Annotated in this window: 13 protein-coding genes; 7 read left to right on the plus strand and 6 right to left on the minus strand. The window is 66.0% G+C overall.

Annotated elements, in window-relative coordinates; genetic code table 11:
• Window positions 1-47: 47 nt before the first annotated feature.
• Window positions 48-497: a hypothetical protein gene (locus tag ABZ942_RS22170; protein WP_357384834.1), complete on the minus strand. Its 450-nt coding sequence runs from the start codon at window positions 495-497 to the stop codon at window positions 48-50.
• A 590-nt stretch (window positions 498-1,087) separates the two neighbouring features.
• Here ABZ942_RS22170 and ABZ942_RS22175 point away from each other — a divergent pair.
• The 3 genes from ABZ942_RS22175 (at window position 1,088) to ABZ942_RS22185 (ending at window position 5,142) form a co-directional block, all read left to right on the plus strand.
• Window positions 1,088-2,098, plus strand: a complete 1,011-nt coding sequence (locus ABZ942_RS22175) for an XRE family transcriptional regulator (RefSeq protein WP_357384836.1) — start codon at window positions 1,088-1,090, stop codon at window positions 2,096-2,098.
• A gap of 69 nt (window positions 2,099-2,167) precedes the next feature.
• Window positions 2,168-3,463, plus strand: a complete 1,296-nt coding sequence (locus tag ABZ942_RS22180; protein WP_357384838.1) for a pyridoxal phosphate-dependent aminotransferase — start codon at window positions 2,168-2,170, stop codon at window positions 3,461-3,463.
• A 407-nt stretch (window positions 3,464-3,870) separates the two neighbouring features.
• Window positions 3,871-5,142, plus strand: coding sequence for a YibE/F family protein (locus tag ABZ942_RS22185; protein ID WP_357384840.1), 1,272 nt, complete (start codon window positions 3,871-3,873; stop codon window positions 5,140-5,142).
• Window positions 5,143-5,313: 171 nt separating this feature from the next.
• Here the strand turns inward: ABZ942_RS22185 and ABZ942_RS22190 are convergent, their stop codons facing one another.
• Window positions 5,314-6,618: an Hsp70 family protein gene (locus ABZ942_RS22190; protein ID WP_357384842.1), complete on the minus strand. Its 1,305-nt coding sequence runs from the start codon at window positions 6,616-6,618 to the stop codon at window positions 5,314-5,316.
• 138 nt (window positions 6,619-6,756) lie between these two features.
• A complete protein-coding gene (locus ABZ942_RS22195) occupies window positions 6,757-8,079 on the minus strand; it encodes a UDP-glucose/GDP-mannose dehydrogenase family protein (RefSeq protein ID WP_357384844.1) in 1,323 nt (440 codons plus the stop codon).
• A 134-nt stretch (window positions 8,080-8,213) separates the two neighbouring features.
• Here ABZ942_RS22195 and ABZ942_RS22200 point away from each other — a divergent pair, with 134 nt between their 5' ends.
• Both ABZ942_RS22200 and ABZ942_RS22205 read left to right on the plus strand, forming a co-directional pair.
• Complete coding sequence (locus ABZ942_RS22200) at window positions 8,214-8,750, plus strand: YdcF family protein (RefSeq protein WP_357384846.1); 537 nt, start codon at window positions 8,214-8,216, stop codon at window positions 8,748-8,750.
• 450 nt (window positions 8,751-9,200) lie between these two features.
• On the plus strand, window positions 9,201-9,404 hold the full coding sequence (locus ABZ942_RS22205; RefSeq protein WP_357384848.1) for a calcium-binding protein: 204 nt from the start codon (window positions 9,201-9,203) through the stop codon (window positions 9,402-9,404).
• 796 nt (window positions 9,405-10,200) lie between these two features.
• On the opposite strand, the gene ABZ942_RS22210 is transcribed toward ABZ942_RS22205, so the two are convergent.
• Window positions 10,201-10,515: a hypothetical protein gene (locus ABZ942_RS22210; RefSeq protein ID WP_357384850.1), complete on the minus strand. Its 315-nt coding sequence runs from the start codon at window positions 10,513-10,515 to the stop codon at window positions 10,201-10,203.
• A gap of 423 nt (window positions 10,516-10,938) precedes the next feature.
• Here ABZ942_RS22210 and ABZ942_RS22215 point away from each other — a divergent pair, with 423 nt between their 5' ends.
• Both ABZ942_RS22215 and ABZ942_RS22220 read left to right on the plus strand, forming a co-directional pair.
• The gene (locus ABZ942_RS22215) at window positions 10,939-12,168 is read left to right on the plus strand and encodes an acyl-CoA dehydrogenase family protein (protein WP_357384852.1); all 1,230 of its coding nucleotides are present in this window, start codon (window positions 10,939-10,941) and stop codon (window positions 12,166-12,168) included.
• The gene (locus tag ABZ942_RS22220) at window positions 12,168-13,316 is read left to right on the plus strand and encodes an acyl-CoA dehydrogenase family protein (protein WP_357384853.1); all 1,149 of its coding nucleotides are present in this window, start codon (window positions 12,168-12,170) and stop codon (window positions 13,314-13,316) included. Before ABZ942_RS22215 ends, ABZ942_RS22220 begins: the two co-directional genes overlap by 1 nt.
• Window positions 13,317-13,371: 55 nt before the next feature.
• Here ABZ942_RS22220 and ABZ942_RS22225 read toward each other — a convergent pair whose 3' ends face one another.
• Both ABZ942_RS22225 and ABZ942_RS22230 read right to left on the minus strand, forming a co-directional pair.
• Window positions 13,372-14,139 carry a lytic polysaccharide monooxygenase gene (locus ABZ942_RS22225; protein WP_357384855.1) on the minus strand — a complete coding sequence of 256 codons (768 nt, stop codon included), beginning with the start codon at window positions 14,137-14,139 and terminating at the stop codon, window positions 13,372-13,374.
• Window positions 14,140-14,571: 432 nt separating this feature from the next.
• Window positions 14,572-17,766, minus strand: coding sequence for a heterodisulfide reductase-related iron-sulfur binding cluster (locus tag ABZ942_RS22230; RefSeq protein ID WP_357384857.1), 3,195 nt, complete (start codon window positions 17,764-17,766; stop codon window positions 14,572-14,574).
• Between the last annotated feature and the right edge of the window lie 213 nt (window positions 17,767-17,979).

Below are 17,979 nucleotides of genomic sequence, written 5' to 3' on the forward strand. Positions count from 1 at the left end.
GCCCGGTCCGGCGCCGAGCGGCAACGGGAACCGATCGCGGCGCGTGATCAGTCCCCGCCGCCCGCTCCCACCGCCAGCGCCGTCGTGATGATGACGGATAGCGGTGGCAGCGTGTCGCCGCGCCTCGGCGGGGATACCCAGAAGCACCCTTCCCGGGTCCACCGTCCGAGGCCGGTCGGCAACATCACGGCACTGCCGATGGCAGGAATGCCGATATCGAGACGATTGAGCACCTCCAATACCTGCGTTCCCGGCCTGCTGTCCGGTTCGGCCAGAAAGCTCCACCGGATCTGCCTGGCCAGCATGGGCCCCCTGGTCCCTTGCTGATCCAGTGCGGCGCGCACCTTTTCGGCACGAGCGGTAGGCAGGTGGACAACGCAAACGCGGCCGGTGATCGGCAGCATGACGAAGCCGCCACGCTCGGTCACCGGTAGCCCGAACTCGTGCCGATAGAACGCCACCCAATCGTCAACAGTCCTGAGTTTCTCCACATTCACGGCGAACTCCTTGCCTCCCGCCCTCCAGGGTCCCGGTCCGGACCCTGATGCGGTATTGCCCGCACGCCCGCCTTCTGCTGCCCTTCCGCTGCCTCTGTCACCAGCCACCGTTTCGGATTCTTCTGATACCAGGTCTGTTTCGTATATGGCCGAGCTCACAAACCCCTCGTACCCTGGGAAAGAGTTCGTTCGGAAGGGATGACATCGTGGTCCGGCAATGGTCAGGTAAAGAGGCCCGTGCCCTTCGCGATGCCAAGCGCATGAGCATCCGGCAGTTCGCGGCCCACCTCGGGGTACACGAACGCCTGGTGTCGAAGTGGGAGGCCGGCGGCGTCCGGGTCCATCCACGTCCGATCAATCAAGCCGCTCTCGATACCTCCCTGGCCAGGTCGGACGACGTTGTGCGGGCACGGTTTGCGGCAATGATCGATCAATCGATGGCCGACCGACCGACCCCGCCTGGAATCGATGCGCCCGCCGATGACTCGGCGCGCGTCCAATATTCGAGCGACGCGGACCTTTTGGCTCTCATAGACGCCGGTGCGATGAGAGGCGATGCGTTAGCAGCGATTTCGGAGAGGGATCTGATCATGGCGGCTGCCCATGAGGCCAGCGAGCACGCCGGCCAGGCGGAGAGCACAAATGTGGGTGCGACCACCTTGGAACAGCTCGATGCCGACGTCACGCGCATCGCGAACGACTATGTGCATGTTCCTCCGGTGCCGATGATGGTCGAGATGCTGCGGGTGCGGCGCCGGGTGTACCGACTGCTAGAGGGCCATCAGCGCCCCGTCGACACCAGCCACCTGTACCTGTTGGCCGGCACGTTGTCGGGTCTGCTGGCCAATGCGAGTACCGATCTCGGCTACTTCGACGCAGCGGGCGAACAGGCCAGGGCGGCGTGGGCCTATGCCGAACTGTGCGGGCACAACGGGTTACGCGCTTGGACCCGCGGCATGCACGCGCTGATCGAGTACAAGGCGGAGCGGCCGCGGCGCGGGGTGTTGCTCGCGCAAAGCGGTCACCAGTACGCGGAGTCGGCGACGGCGAAGGTGCGGCTGTTCAATATCGAGGCGCGGATCTGGTCGCGGCTGGGCAGCCCGTCCGACACCGACCGCTGCATCCGGGCCGCCGACGACGCGCGTGAGGTGCCCGAGACCGACACGCTGCACGACGAAGTCGGCGGGGTGTTCGGGTTCAGCGACGCGAAGGCCCAGTACTACGCGGGCGCGACCTACATCCACCTCGGTCAGGCCGGGCCCGCGCTGGCCGCCACCCAGCGCGCCATCGAGCTGTACACGAGTGGGCCGTCGGAGCAACGCTCCTATGGCGCCGAGTCGCTGGCCCGGGTCGACTGCGCGGCCGCACACCTGATCAACGGCAGCCTCGATGGTGCCGCCGAGGCGCTGCGGCCGGTGCTCGGGCTCGCGGAGGACAAGCGCATCGCGCAGCTGGAGGAGCGGCTCACCGGGGTGCGCAGGCGGATCGCGGGACCGGACTTCCGGGACGCGGTCGAGGCGCGTTTCCTGGACGAGCGAATCGAAGAATTCTGCGGTGCGACGGCCGCGAAAGGGATACCGCCTGGCAACCCCGCTTCCTGAGGTCCTCATCACATCGCCGGATTCCGCGCCGGGCTCGTCCGCATCGGCGCAGTGAAATACGGGCAATTGATGACAAGCGGGGCTTTATCCTCTTGCGACGGGTGGCACCATAGGACCGTGAGCCCAAGTCATCTACCGCATCGCCCGCCGCGTGTTCTGGAGCAGTCCACGAAGCTGCAGAACGTCGTCTACGAGATTCGTGGACCGGTACACGCGCAGGCAGCACGGCTGGAGGCCGAGGGGCATCGGATCCTCAAGCTCAATATCGGCAACCCCGCCCCGTTCGGGTTCGAGGCCCCCGATGTGATCATGCGCGACATCATCGCGGCGCTGCCGTATGCCCAGGGCTACTCCGAATCCAAGGGCATCCTGTCCGCCCGGCGTGCGATCGTCACCCGCTACGAGCTGGTGCCCGGCTTCCCGGAGTTGGAGGTGGACAGCGTCTATCTGGGTAACGGTGTCTCCGAGCTGATCACCATCACCATGCAGGCGCTGCTGGACAACGGCGACGAGGTGCTGATCCCCGCGCCGGACTATCCGCTGTGGACCGCGATGACCAGTTTGGCCGGTGGCACGCCGGTGCACTATCTGTGCGACGAGTCCAGCGGCTGGCAGCCCGACATCGCCGATATCGAATCGAAGATCACCGACAAAACCAAGGCGCTTTTGGTGATCAATCCGAATAATCCGACCGGCGCCGTATATTCTGCGGAAATTCTTCAGCAACTCGCCGATATTGCGCGCAAGCATCAGCTGCTGCTGCTCGCCGACGAGATCTACGACAAGATCCTCTACGACGACGCCAAGCACATTTCGCTGGCCTCGGTTGCGCCAGATCTGCTGTGCCTCACCTTCAATGGGCTGTCCAAGGCGTATCGGGTGGCCGGCTACCGCGCAGGCTGGCTCGCCATCACCGGCCCGAAGGAGCACGCGTCCGGCCTGCTGGAGGGCATCGATCTACTCGCCTCGTCCAGGCTGTGCCCGAATGTGCCTGCGCAGCATGCGATTCAGGTCGCGCTCGGCGGTCATCAGAGCATCGAGGATCTGATCCTGCCCGGCGGGCGGCTGCTCGAGCAGCGCGATGTCGCGTGGGAGCGGCTGAACATGATTCCCGGTGTGTCCTGCGTGAAGCCGAAGGGCGCGCTGTACGCGTTCCCCCGGCTGGATCCGAATGTCCATGAGATCCATGATGATTCGAAGCTGATCCTGGATCTGCTGCTGCAGGAGAAGATCTTGATGGTGCAGGGCACCGGCTTCAACTGGCCGGAGCATGATCACCTGCGGATCGTCACGCTGCCGTGGGCCAGGGACCTCGCGGTGGCCATCGAGCGGTTCGGCAACTTTCTGTCGAGCTATCGCCAGTAGGTTGCGCGGACGCGGAGCGGTCGTCGAGTCGCCCCGCTTCTAGCTCATAAACAGACCGAATGTACGGATATATGCGAAGTTTGGAGACTAGCTAGCGCATTAGAAGTACTTTTGTGTACAGTAGGACTCGGCACTTTCGAGTGCCCGACCGGGTTGCCTACCCCCCTGGGTTAACCCGGTCTCGGGTCCGGCCGCCTACCCCCCTGGGCCGCCGGCCTGTGGGCGGCGGAGACATCCCCCTGCTCTCCGCCGCCCCCTCCGAACCCTTCCCCGGCCATCGCGCCGACTCCGGCCCGACCTTTCCGGTCGCCACGCCGCTTTTGAAAATGAAATCCTTTAAGCTCGGCTGCGGGCAGCCGACTTGGGCTGAACAGCCGTTCCTTACAGGGTAGGAGCCCCGCGCAGCCATGACCGAGCATCACCATCACCACGACCACTCCGGTCCGATCGCGATCGGTGAGAATGCCGCCCGCGTCGTCGTCGGATTGCTCACCGTCATCGGAGCCGTCGTGCTACTCGGCGCGGTCCTGCTATGGCCGAGCAATCAGCACATCGACATTCCGCTGCCGATGCAGAACGCGGGCGGCGGCGCGGTGCAGACCGAGGCGGGCACGGTGGTCATGCAGGACATCGGGCCGTGCGGCAGCACCTCGAACGGCAAGGTGTTCGTGGAGAAGCCGGACGTGCCGCGCAACAGCCCCTACACCTGTCAGCGCAGCCTGGTCGACATCGAGTCCGGGCCGCACAAGGGCAACAAGACGCTGTTCGAAATCCCGCCTGGCCCAGGGCAACCCGATCTGCACGCGGGCGACAAGATCCGGGTGGTGCGGCAGGCGGATCCGAGCGGCACGCCGATGTATTCGTTCGAGGACTACTCGCGCGGCATGCCGTTGTTGTTGATCGTCGCGGTGTTCGTCGTGGTGGTCGTGGTGGTGGCGCGCTGGCGTGGGCTGCGCGCACTGCTCGGGCTGGTGTTCGCCTTCGCGGTGCTGGTCATGTTCCTGCTGCCCGCGCTGCTGGACGGCAAACCCGCGATCCCGGTCGCGCTGGTCGCCGGCGCGCTGATCCTCTATGCCGTGCTGTATCTCGCGCACGGGGTGAACCTGCGCACGAGCTCGGCGCTGCTCGGGACGCTGACCTCGATGCTGGTCGCGGCGCTGCTGTCCTGGGTCGCCATCAAGATGACCCATCTCACCGGGCTGTCCGAGGAACAGAACACCAACGTCGCCACCTATATCGAGCATGTCAGCATCACCGGGCTGTTGCTCGCCGGGTTCATCATCGGCTCGCTCGGTGTGCTCAACGACGTCACCATCACCCAGGCGTCGGCCGCGTTCGAGTTGGCGGCGATCGACGAGTCGGCTACTCGGCGTGAGGTTTTCACGGCGGCCATGCGGGTCGGGCGGGACCACATCGCGAGCACGGTGTACACCCTGGTGCTCGCCTATGCCGGTGGTGCGCTGCCACTGCTGATGTTGTTCAGTGTCGCGGGCCGATCCATCCGCGATGTGCTGACCGGTGACGCGGTGGCCATCGAGATCGCTCGTTCGTCCGTCGGCGGTATCGCGCTCGCGCTGTCGGTTCCGCTGACCACGGCCATCGCGGTGGTGCTCGCGAAGCCGTTCGGCAGGCGGGAACACGTCGAGCCGCCGCGTCGGGCCCGGCACGCGCGCAACTGATTCCGCGCGCTCGATCATCGGCGGACGTCTCTTGATTTCCCGCGCGGCGAATCGCCTGCGATGTCGGGAGGTCAAAGGATGTGCGCCTCGTTACCGCGCAGTCCCTATGGCCGAGCGCACAGCTGACTTCTCGACTGTTCAACTCGCGTTAACGCGAGCTGCCTCGAACGGTCAGCGCGGCGGAGGCGGCGGGAACGGGAACACCTCGGGCGGGATCGTCGGCACCACGATCGGCGGAAGGCCGGGCACGACAATGGTGTTCGGGCCTGGCGCGGGCGGCGGCGGATCGGTGGTGGTCTGGCGGCGGGGCGGGGGCGCGGCGACCGATTCCGCGGCCGACTCGGTCGGGGTGGCGGGCGCGACCGCGATCTGCGGGGCCAGGTTGGTGGTGCGTGGCGAGGTGGTGGTCGGCGCGGAGGGCGAGCCCTCGCTGTGCGAATCGCGTTGCAGCACCTGCGGGCCGTAGCCGAGGCCGAGGCCGATCGCGGCGACCACAGCAAGCGCGCTGACGGTCAGCACCGCGCCGCTGATCTCGCGCTTGCGGCGCTTGGGCGGGGCCGACAACCACGCGGGCGACAGCTCGGGGTCGAGGGTCGCGGGGGCGGCCACGGGCTCCGGCAGCACCGGCCGGGCCAGCAGCGCCGCGCCGCGGGCGACCACCGTCTCCGGGCTCTCCGGCACGATCACCGGCACACCCATCCAGCGTTCGAGCACCCTGGCCACCAGCGGAATCCGGGCGCAGCCGCCGATGGCGAGTACGCCGTGCACCGGCCGGTCGGAGCGGGTGATCACGTCGCGCGCCATCCGCGCCGACGATTCGATCGCCAGCATGATCAGCGATTCGAAGTTCTCCTGCGCCAGCAACACCAGGCCCTGCTCGCTGGGCAGCGCGACCGCGGTGTTCGTGGACAGTTGTTCCTTGGCCTCGCGACACAGCCCGTCCAGCGCGGCCAGGCCGGCGGCGTCCGGCGGATGCGCGATCCGGCCGGAGGCGATCTGCTGTTCGCGGATCAGCGAGTCGAGGTAGTCGCCGCTGATATCGCTGGTGCGCTCGCTGTGGCGGACCTCGCGCGACTGGGTGTCGACCACGCTCACGGTGAGCCCGGAGCTGCCGAGGTCGTAGACGACCAGCGAGGAGATGCCGCGGATATCGCCGGTGGACTGGGCGAATTCGAGCGCGGCGACGACCTCGGGGACGAGTTCGTAGTTGGTGAGCTGCTGGCGCGCCATGGCCGCCCGGACCGCGCGCGCGTGCTGCTCGCTGCGGTACGCGATGGCCGTGGCGGTGATGCCCGGTGTGGTCTCCAGCGTGACGCCGATCGCCTCGGCGGCCAGTTCCTCCACCGTCTGCTCGGCGACCGGAATGGTCTGCAGATCGAACGAGTGCGCCTCGACGTGTCCGTGGGGGTTCGCGGTGTGCGGACGCGCCATACGGACGGCGCCGGCCCCCACCGAAACTCCCAATACCGAACTCATCAGCTGCCCATCTCGTTCACACTTCACGACATGCGAGCCAGCGCGAAGGCCCGCTCCCCGGACCATACCGTCGACGAGCGTCTGTGCATACGGCAGGACTATTCGTCCGGCCGTAGACCCCGCCTTCGCGACGCAACTCTACGGTGTGCCGAGACCCGCGTACACCCATCCGGCCGCTCGCCAGTTGGCACGATTGAGACAATTCCTCCCGTCGATGATCGACTTTGTCCGAACTACCCGATTCAGATCCTCCGGGCGCAGCGCCGTGAACTCGTCCCATTCGGTGAGCACCAACACAACGTCGGCTCGCTCACACGCCTCCGCCACCGAGGTCGCGTAGTTCAACGTCGGGAACACCCGGCGTGAATTCTCCAGCGCCTTAGGGTCATACACCGTCACCACCGCGCCGTGCAGTTGGATCATTCCGGCCACATTCAGCGCGGGCGAATCGCGCACATCGTCGGATTCCGGTTTGAACGCCGCGCCGAGCACCGCGACATTCGCGCCGAGCAACGAACCGCCGCAGGCGCGCGCGGCCATGTCCACCACTTTGGTGCGGCGGCGCATGTTGATGTTGTCGACCTCGCGCAGGAATGCCACCGCGTGGTCGGCGCCGAGTTCGCCGGAACGCGCCATGAACGCCCGAATATCCTTCGGCAGACAACCGCCGCCGAAACCCAGTCCGGCATTGAGGAATCGGCGGCCGATGCGGGCGTCGTAGCCGAGCGCGTCGGCCAGCATGGTCACATCGGCGCCGGTCGCCTCGCAGACTTCCGATACCGCGTTGATAAACGAAATCTTAGTTGCCAGAAAGGCATTCGCCGAGACCTTGACCAATTCGGCGGTGGCCAAATCGGTCAGCAGGAACGGCACCTCGTCGGCGATCAGGTCCGCGTAGATCTCGCGCACCAGGTCCTCGACCCAGCCCGCGGCGGCGCGCGCCCGATCCACCCCGAGCACCAGGCGATCCGGGCGCAGCGTGTCCTTCACCGCGAAGCCCTCGCGCAGGAACTCCGGGTTCCAGGCCACCTCGACGTCGGTCGAGGTGAGTTCACGGGCCCTGATGCCGAGCGCCGCGGCCGTGCCGACCGGCACCGTCGACTTGCCGATGATCACCGACGGACGCTCCAGCAGCGGCGCCAGCGTGTCGACCACGGCGTGCACGTACTTCAGGTCGGCGGCGTACTCGCCCTTTTTCTGTGGCGTGCCGACGCCGAGGAAATGCACGTCGGCGTGGGCGGCCGCCTCGGCGTAAGAGGTGGTGAAGCGCAGCCTGCCGGTATCGAGGTTGCGCCGTAGCACGTCCTCGAGACCCGGTTCGTAGAACGGCACCACACCATCGGACAGCTTCGCGACCTTGCCCGGGTCGACATCCACCCCGATGACGTCATGCCCGAGCTCGGCCATGCACGCTGCGTGCGTGGCCCCGAGGTACCCGGTTCCGAAGACTGTGCATCGCATGATCGATTGATAAGCCCTGCCGGTGGCCGCACCACGTCACCGAGGCAAGGGTCACGGCAACGGTAGGTGTACATGTGGCGACATATATCGGGCTGGACGCCCTGACCTGCGATGATGCCGCTAGCATCGATCGGATGCGACGTCGCCGATGGGCCTGGACCGGGCTGGTCCTCGCCGCTGTCGTCGCCATAGCCGTGACCGCCCTGTGGCCCGTCTACGTCCGCCCGCGCACCGACACCCCCGTCCCCGCCGATGCCATTCTCGTGCTCGGCGGAGCCCACGACGGCCGCGAACAACTAGCCCTCCGCCTCGCCCACGAGGGCCTGGCCCCGCGCGTCCTCGTCGCCAACCCCTACGAGCACAGCGCCATGATCAACCGAATCTGCCACGGCGGCTACAGCTTCGAGGTGGTGTGCTTCGACCCCTCGCCCCGCACCACCCGAGGCGAAGGCCGCGAACTCGCCCGCCTGGCGCGCGCGGGCGGCTGGCACCGCGTCATCGTCGTCACGTTCACCCCACACATCTCCCGAGCCCGCTACATCCTCGGAAAGTGTTGGGACGGTGAACTTCTCTTCGTCGACCCGGAACCGCGACTGTCCGTCGTGCGATGGGCATACGACTATGTCTATCAATCCGCCGGGTACCTCAAGGCTGCTTTCGAGGGGTGTTAGCGGCCCACCGCAGGCACGTGCGCTTGTCCGGCGATTGACCGACACGGCGCGTGCGTGTTCGGAAGTACGGTTGACCCCTCACTCATTACGGGAGCAGGGAACGACATGATGTCGGACCGATCGCACCATTCGAATCCGCAAGGGCCGCTGCAAGAGTGCCCGGTCGCGCGGAATAGGCGGGCATCGACGCGGGGAATGATGATCGCGGGCATCTGCGGGTTGGTCGTGGTCGCCGCCGGCTGCGGGGCGGACACCGTCAGCGGTAAGGCGGTGATTGCCTCCTCCGCGACCGCATCGGTTGCGGCACCGATGAGTTCCGCTGCTGTCACATCACCGGCCGTCGCTATCCCCAAAACAACCGTCCGACAGGAAATTCCGACGCCGCCGGCTCCTGCACCACCTGTGCGACCGGCGCCGGTCGCCCAAGCATTGATGCCGAACGTGGTGTGCATGAATCTGCAAGCCGCGCAGAACAAGATCCAGGAAGGTGGAGTGTGGTACTCGAGGTCGACCGATGCGACCGGAAAAGGCCGCATGCAGGTCCTCGACGCGAACTGGATCGTAGTCGCGCAAACCCCCGCACCCGGCGTCCTGATCGGCGAGGGCGACGCCGTCCTGTCGGTAGTCAAGATCGGCGAACGCAACCCCTGCTAGACGCCCTGTCTAGCGACTGCTGCCTAGGCGGCGTACCTCGACGTTCTGAGCCGGTTGGCGAGCGAGGAAACGTAATGAATCGAAGCCACGCTGACGGAACTCTCGGGGGACCAGTAGCCACGACCGATGGGTTGGATCCGAAAGCTGCTGGGCCAGTAGCCGAATCCGGCTTCGATCGCTGCCTGCCATTCGAGTCGCCTCGGCGCGCGGCGTAGTCAGGGCGCAGACGAGTACTGCAGCGTCATCGAGATGTCGGTCCCGATCTCGTGGATCTTCGCGGTAGGCAGCACCTTTGAGTATCAATGCGCCGAGCACGTCCGGAATACTCAGCGTGATAGTGACACCGGGGCTGATCTCCAGCTCGCAATTGGCCGTTTTGCGTAGCGCCGACGCTCCCGCCGGTACCTGAAAGACCGGGCGTCCTGCGACCGCCGGGCAGTGACTCGGTGCCAAATGGTCGGCCACCATGACATCGACCTGGTCGGATCCACGGACGAAGCGGTGTACTGGCGCTCGACGACGGCTCGGAATCTGCAACTCATATCCCAATGTCTTCAACGCACACCGAGCGCGATCGAAAGTTGTTGCGCCCGTCTCGATATGCAAAACCATGTCGACATCGACGGTCGCGCGTATCGCTGGGAATCCGGCTCGGATGGTGTGCAGCTGAACCATCAATCCGCCGATCAACGTCCATTGATCTCCGGGCAGAACGGTGACCAGTTCGGCGACCTGGGGCCACGGAGGTCCCCACCCGCCTGCGGGAGTGGGAATTTGCCACAACGGGCGATCGTGCTCATCGCCCACGATGGCTCAAATCTCCGAGCAGTGCTGTCAGATCCCGCAGCCCTGCCGCATGCTCTCTCGTATCCAGCGATTCGGCCAGGTCCAGGGCGATAGCCGCGCGTGGCGGCTGTTCGTCGGCAAATGCGTCCTCGGTGGTGACCGTTCGGAGCACGACGTTGCCTGCCACGTCTGCGGACAGGCCGAAGCCATCGACGATGGGGCCGAGGGCATCGGATGGAATGTAGCCGTCGAGTCGGTCGGCGGCCCTGGTCAAACCTAGCCGTGCCAGGTCGGCCTCGGTGAGGGCGGATGTTCCCGATCGCACGATGTGGGCGGAGAGTTCATCGAGTGACGATGGGTGACAGCGGAATCGCTGGACCTGTGCACGTCGACTCGTCAGGTAAGCAAGGTCGCCGGCTTCCGCCCTTCGAAGGCGATGGGTGAGGCGCACCCGCTCCGGCGGGGTGATCCAGGCTGCATCCGAGCCCGAAAGGATCGTCAGCGTCGCCCAAGCGATGCGTTCGGTCCATGGCCGACCGCGGCGCCGCCGCTGCTGAGCCAACCGACCATATATGTAAATAGATGCAGTTCATCAGGGTCTGAGAAGGGAGCGTTCAGTAATCGCCCCAGTAAGTGCTGGCGGGCGACATCAGTTTGCTACAGTGGCGAGTGACACATAGGTTCTTGTCGCGTTTCGGCCTGCGAGTCGACAGCGATGCGATGGCGCGCACACCCTCTGGGAGGGCTGATGGATTACGACTGGTCAGCGGTGGATTTGGCGTTTCGGGATGAGGTGCGCGAGTTCCTCGAGGCGAAGTTGACGCCGGAGTTGCGGCGGGCGGGGCGGCTGGCGACGAGTGTGTATCCGGACCACGAGGCGAGCATGGCGTGGCAGCGGATTCTGCACGAGCGGGGGTGGGCGGCGCCTGCCTGGCCGGTGGAGTTCGGTGGGTGCGATTGGAGTTTGACGCAGCACTACATCTTCAATCGGGAGTCGACGTTGGCGGGGGCGCCCGCGTTGTCGCCGATGGGGATCAAGATGGTGGCGCACGCGATCATCGCGTACGGGACGGCGGAGCAGAAGGCGTTCTATCTGCCGGGGATTCTGACCGGGGAAGTCTTCTTCTGCCAAGGGTATTCGGAACCGGAGGCGGGATCCGATCTGGCGTCGCTGACGATGGCGGCGGTCGAGGACGGCGACGACCTGGTGTGCACGGGCAGCAAGATCTGGACAACCCATGCGACCGAGGCGAATTGGATCTTCTGCCTGGTGCGCACGTCGCGATCCGGGAAGAAGCAGCAGGGCATCACGTTCCTGCTGATCGATATGACCACGCCGGGCATCGAGATTCGGCCGTTGGTGATGACCTCGGGTGAACAGGTGCAGAACCAGGTCTTCTTCGACAATGTCCGGGTGCCGAAGAGCAATGTGCTCGGGCAGATCGACGACGGGTGGACCGTCGCGAAATACCTGCTCGTGCACGAGCGCGGCGGGTCGATGGCGCCGTACCTGCAGGCGATGGCACAGGAGATCGCCGTCGAGGCGGCCCAACAGCCTGGGCCGGACGGCAATTCGCTGATCGATGATCCGGCGTTCGCGGCACAGCTGGCCGAGGCACGGATTCGCACCGAGGTGCTGGAAATCCTGGAGTACCGCACGATTTCGGCGATGGCACGGGGCCACAACCCTGGACCGGCGTCCTCGATGCTGAAGATTCTGGCCACCGAGCTGAGTCAGAAACTGACCGAACTGGCGTTGACGGCCGCCGGTCCGCGTGGCCGCGTGTACCAGCCGCATGCCACGAAACCGGGTGGTCCGATCGCGGAATTCACGCCGCCGACCGACGATTACCGCAGCGGTGCGGCGTGGCAGGCCGTCGCGCCGTTGCGCTACTTCAACGACCGCGCGGGCTCGATCTACGCGGGCAGCAACGAGATTCAGCGAAACATCCTCGCCAAAGCAGCATTGGGGCTCTGATGGACTTCACCCTTACCGACGAGCAGGAGCTGCTCCGCACCGCGATCGCCGGATTCCTCGGCGCCAGATACGAACTGGCGAAGAGTCGCACCGCGGCGAAGGTCGGCGCCGGCTGGCAGCCCGCGGTGTGGCGCGGATTCGCCGACGAACTCGGCATTCTGGGCGCGACCCTGCCCGAACGGGTCGACGGGATGGGCGGCGGCCCGGTCGAATTGATGGTGATCGCCGAGGAACTCGGGCGGGCGCTCGTGGTCGAGCCGTTCGTGGACACCGTCGTCGTCGGCGCCGGATTGTTGAACCGGTCCGGTGGTGAGCGCGCCGACGCGTTGCTGCGGCAGATCGTGTCCGGCGACGTGCGCACCGCTTTCGCCGCGCTGGAACCGACTTCGGGCCAGACGCTGCACGATGTGTCGACTACCGCACGGCGCGAAGGTGATGCGTGGATCATCGACGGTACGAAGACCGTGGTGACCAGTGCGCCACTGGCGACCCACCTGCTGATCACCGCACGCACCGCAGGCAGTCGCCGCGACGAACACGGTATCTCGTTGTTCTGCACCGACTTCGACGCGGACAACCCGCCCGCAGGCGTCGAGGTGCACTCCTATCGGACCATCGATGACCGCGTCGCGAGCGACATCATCTGCACCGGCTTCGCCCTGCCCGCCGACGCCGTGCTCGGTGTCGAAGGAACCGCCTGGGTCGCCATCGAACCGACCGTCGACGAGGCGATCGCGGCCATCGCCGCCGAGGCCGTCGGCTGCATGCGCAAGGTGCTCGCCGACACCCTCGACTACGTCAAGCAGCGCAAGCAATTCGGCCAGCCCATCGGCAGCTTCCAAGTCCTGCAACACCGCATGGTCGACATGTACATGGAGCTCGAACAAGCCATCGCCGCGGTCTACTTGGCCAGCTACTCGCTGCACGCCGACACCCCGACCCGCGCCCGCGCGGTCTCCGCCGCCAAGGTCACCGTCACCCGAGCCGCCCGCTTCATCGGCCAGAACGCCGTCCAACTACACGGCGCCATGGGCATGACCGAAGAACTGGCCATCGGCCACTACTTCAAGCGCCTCACCGCCATCGACCAAGAATTCGGCACCGCCGACCACCACCTCGCCCGCTACGCCGCACTGACCCGGCCCTAGGCAGGCAGCCGTCCCGGGCCTCGACGTGGGGTCGAGGTCCGGGATGCGGGGTGGCTCAGATCTTTTGCCACAGGGCGGGGGTGTTCGGGGGTTCCCAGCCGGGGTTCGCGGTGTGGGACTGGAGGCAGATGTAGCGGAGGCCGTCGTAGGTGACCTCGTTGCCTGCCGTGTAGCTGGTGCCCACGGTCCATGGGCGGGAGCCGGGTGGGGTGGTTGTGGGTGGCGTTGTGGTTGTCGGCGGCGCCGTTGTTGTCGTGGGTGGGGTGGTCGTCGTGGTGGGGGTGGGGGTTGTCGTGGGCGGAGTGCCGCCGATGTTCAGGTCGACGCAGGAGTAGAAGGCGTTGGCGGTGTCGGCGATGTTCCAGATGGCCAGGAGTTTTTGGCGGCCGGTGATATTGCCGAAATTCACGGTGTGCGTGACGGTTTGGCCGGGCTGCTGGTTATTGCCGGGGACGACGCCGACTCGCGTGCTGCCGATGTAGTACTCCCAATTGGAGGTGCTGTGCCGGGCGGTGTTCGTCCAGGTGAAGGTGGCGGACTGGCCGACCGTGGTCACTTTCCACGGCTTGCTGTCGTCGTTGAGGTCGGCGAATTGGGAAAGATTGCCGTTGCAGGTGCGCAGGCCCTTCGGTCCCTCGACGCTTTGCGGCTCGTACTTGATCGGGCCGCAGGACACGGTGCCTGCCGCGCATTGGGCCTGCCTGCTCGGCGGCGACGAAACGTAACCGTGTGCGTTCGCCAGACCGGCCGGGAACAAGACCGCCAGGAAAGGTGCGACTCCTATTGCTGCGCCGAGTACCGTCAGCTTTCGTTTGTTGATCATTGCGCTCCTAATAGCCTGAGCAGCAGAGGCCGGCATACTGATCAGTAATCAAACATCATGGCAGAGGGAACATTTCGAGCTCTAATGTGCCAAAGACGATAATTCGCTTACTGGAATCGCGGCAAGGGCCGGGCCACCTCGGTACCCGGAGGCCTTACATATCCGAGCCGGGATCGGTAGTGCCGTAAGGGAACTGGTGATTGCTGCGTGACGTAGCGAGCACTCCCCAGTGCCTCCCCACTCGTCTGCCGCAGTTCAGGTAAACGTAGTAGACGCGGTGCCGCATTCTGGTGTGGATTCGGTCGATCAGGCACCCGTAAGCCCGTGGGAATCCGATTGTGTGTCAATGGAATGACCGGATTGTGTATACAGGTCGACCCGGGTCCATCGCGTGGACCCGGGTCGATCTGGGTTGTTATTCGATTGTGCTGATCAGTTCTTGCGACCGGGTGCCTTGGCGCCGGACTTGAAACCGAGGCCGCCCGGCTTGGCGGCCGGAGGAGTGGCCTCGGCGGCACCGTTACCGTTGGCGGGCTGCTCCGGAGTCGATTCCGGCGCAGCGGATTCCGTGGCAGGTTCGGCTGTCGGCTCAGCCGCGGACGGCTCAGCCGGCGCGGAGCCGCCCGGTGCCTTCGCCCCGGGACGCTTGAACCCGGACTTCATGGCCAACCCCTTGGCCGGAATCGACGGCTTGGTTTCGGTGGGTTCTGAAACCGGTTCGGCGGCGGCGGTTTCCGGGGTAGCGCTGCTCTCGGCGGCGGCCGCCGGGGCGGCGGGGGCCGTTGCGCCAGGTGCTTTGGCGCCGGGCGCCTTGGCGGCGCCCTTCATCCCCAAGCCCTTGACCGGCTTGGGCGCCGGTGCCTCGGCCGCAGGCGCGGACTCTGCCGCGGGAGCGGTCTCAGCGGCCGGAGTCGCCTTGGCGCCGGGCGCCTTGGCGGCGCCCTTCATGCCGAGCCCACCGGGCTTCTTGGCGGGGCCCTTCATGGCGAGGCCCTTGACCGGTGCGGCCGGTGCCTCGGGAGTCGATTCGCCTTCGGCCGCAGGGGCTTCGGTGTCGGCCTTGGCGCCGGGCGCCTTGGCTGCGCCCTTCATGCCGAGCCCACCGGGCTTCTTGGCGGGGCCCTTCATGGCGAGGCCCTTGACCGGTGCGGCCGGTGCCTCGGAAGCCGATTCGGCTTCGCCCGCAGGGGCTTCCGCTGCCTTGGCGCCGGGCGCCTTCGCGGCGCCCTTCATGCCGAGCCCGCCGCCGGGTGCCTTGGCCGGACCCTTCATCGCGAGCCCACCACCGGACGGTGCCGCCTTCGCGGGTGCCGACGTCTCGGCCACAACCTCGGGCTCCGGCTCGGCGACCTCTTCGACCACAGGCGCTTTCGGCTGCTGGACAACAACCAGGTTCTCGCTGAGCTTGGCCGCATCCACCCGATCGATGGCGTCCAACATCAACTGCGCGACGTCGACGACCTCGACCCCTTCGCCCTCGCCCTTCTCCTGACGGGCGGTGACACCGTCGTTGAGCATGACGCGGCAGAACGGGCAGCCGGTCGCGATCTTGCCGGGCGTGGATCCCGGGTTGGCCGCGAGCGTGTTCAGCCCCTCATCGACCCGGTCGACATTGATGCGCTTGCCGAGCTGCTCTTCCATCCACATGCGCGCACCACCGGCACCACAGCACATGGAACGTTCGCCGTGCCGCGGCATTTCGATCAGCGTGGAGCCGGAGGCTTCCATCAGTTCACGCGGCGCGTTGTAGACCTTGTTGTGCCGACCCAGGTAGCAGGGGTCGTGGTAGGTGACGTTCTGCGATACCGAGGCGACCGGGATCAGCTGCTTCTGGCGCACCAGGCGGTTGAGCAGCTGTGTGTGGTGCACCACCTCGTAGTTGCCGCCCACCTGCGGGTACTCGTTGTTGAGCGCGTTGAAGCAGTGCGCACAGGTGACGACGATCTTCTTTTTCTTCTCCTCGACCCCCTCGAACACCGAGTTCAGCGTCTCGATGTTCTGCGCGGCGAGCTGCTGGAACAGGAACTCGTTGCCCGCACGCCGGGCCGAGTCGCCGGTGCAGGTCTCCTCGGCGCCGAGCACCATGAACTTCACGCCCGCGGTGGCGAGCAGCTCGGCGACCGCCTTGGTGGTCTTCTTCGCGCGGTCCTCGTAGGCGCCGGCGCAGCCGACCCAGAACAGGTAGTCGTAGCCGTCGAAGCTGTCGGCATCCTGCCCGAACACCGGAACGGTGAACTCGACCTCGTTGATCCAGTTGAGCCGGTCCTTGGAGTTCTGGCCCCAGGGGTTGCCCTTGTTCTCCAGGTTCTTGAACAGGCCTGCGAGCTCGGACGGGAACTCCGATTCGATGAGCACCTGGTAGCGGCGCATGTCGATGATGTGGTCGACGTGCTCGATATCGACCGGGCACTGCTCGACGCACGCACCACAGGTGGTGCACGACCACAGCACCTCGGGATCGATGATGCCGCTGACGTCGGTGCCGCCGACCAGCGGACGCTCGGCCTCGGCCTTCGCCGCGTCCGAGATCTTCGCCAGCGCAGCCTCATTCGGCTTGCCCTCGGCATCGACCAGGCCGATCTCGTCGCCGCCCATGTCCTTACGGCCACCGGCCAGCAGATAGGGCGCCTTGGCGTTGCCGTGGTCGCGCAGCGACATGATCAGCAGCTTGGGCGACAACGGCTTTCCGGTGTTCCAGGCCGGGCACTGTGACTGGCACCGGCCGCACTCGGTGCAGGTGGTGAAGTCGAGCCAGCCCTTCCAGGAGAAGTCCTCGATCCGCCCCGCACCGAAGGTGTCGTTGTCCGGGTCGGCGGTCTCCATGTCGACCGGCTGGCCCTTGGACATCATCGGCTTGGCCGCACCGAGCGCGACGCCGCCGTCGTCCTCACGCTTGAAGTAGATGTTCGGGAACGCCGAGAACCGGTGCCACGCCACACCCCAGGTGGTGTTGCGGCCGACGAGGTAGAGGAAGGCCATGCCCGACATCAACTTCACGAAGGCGAACAGCGCGACCATGGTGGTGCTCGCGGGCAGCAGCTTGGCCACCTGCATGGTGAAGAAGTCGGTGTACGGGTCGGAGTGCCCGTAGGCGGCGATCTTGCCCGCCTTCACGAAGATCATGCCGAGACCCTCGATGAGCACGATGCCCTCGATCACGTACGCGGGACCGAACTTCGAGCCGCTGAACCGGGACAGCCGCTCCGGCAGCCGCGGGTGGTTCAGCTGGCGCAGGATGATCAGCGTGCCGATACCGACCACGGTGCCGATGCCGAGGATCTCGTCCCACAGGTGGTAGATCGGCCAGTTGCCGATGATCGGCCAGTGGAAGGACGGGTCGAAGGTCTGACCGTAGGCCTCGAACCACAGGATGGCGCCGCCCATGAAGCCGATCATCACCAGCCAGTGCGCCCAGCCGACGGTGCGGAATTTGGCCATCCGCGTGTGCGCGAGGAACTCGATGACCATCTGCTTGAAACGCGGGAAGAACGGTCGCCAGCGATCCGGTGCGGGCTGTCCGATCATGATGGCGCGGACGATGCTGCGGACGCCGCCGAAGAACGACGCCCAACACAGGAGGCTGAGCGTCGCCCCAATCGTGCCCAGCGTCACTGTCAGGGCATTCATGTCGCGACCTTTCTCTAGAGGCAACACGAGCGAGGGCAGTTCGGGACCGCCCCGCTTGGCTCGTATCCTAACCGGCAGTAAGTTACCCACCAGTAACTTATGCTATCCGTCGTACCATTTACAGCTGGGCTATGCCCCCTCTTGCTGGGGCTTGACTCAAATTAAGCCTGTGATGAACGTCACACCAGGTTTGCCAATCCAAGCGCGTCTTCA

Origin of the sequence: Nocardia sp. NPDC046473 (assembly GCF_040645995.1) — a bacterium.
GTDB lineage: Bacteria > Actinomycetota > Actinomycetes > Mycobacteriales > Mycobacteriaceae > Nocardia.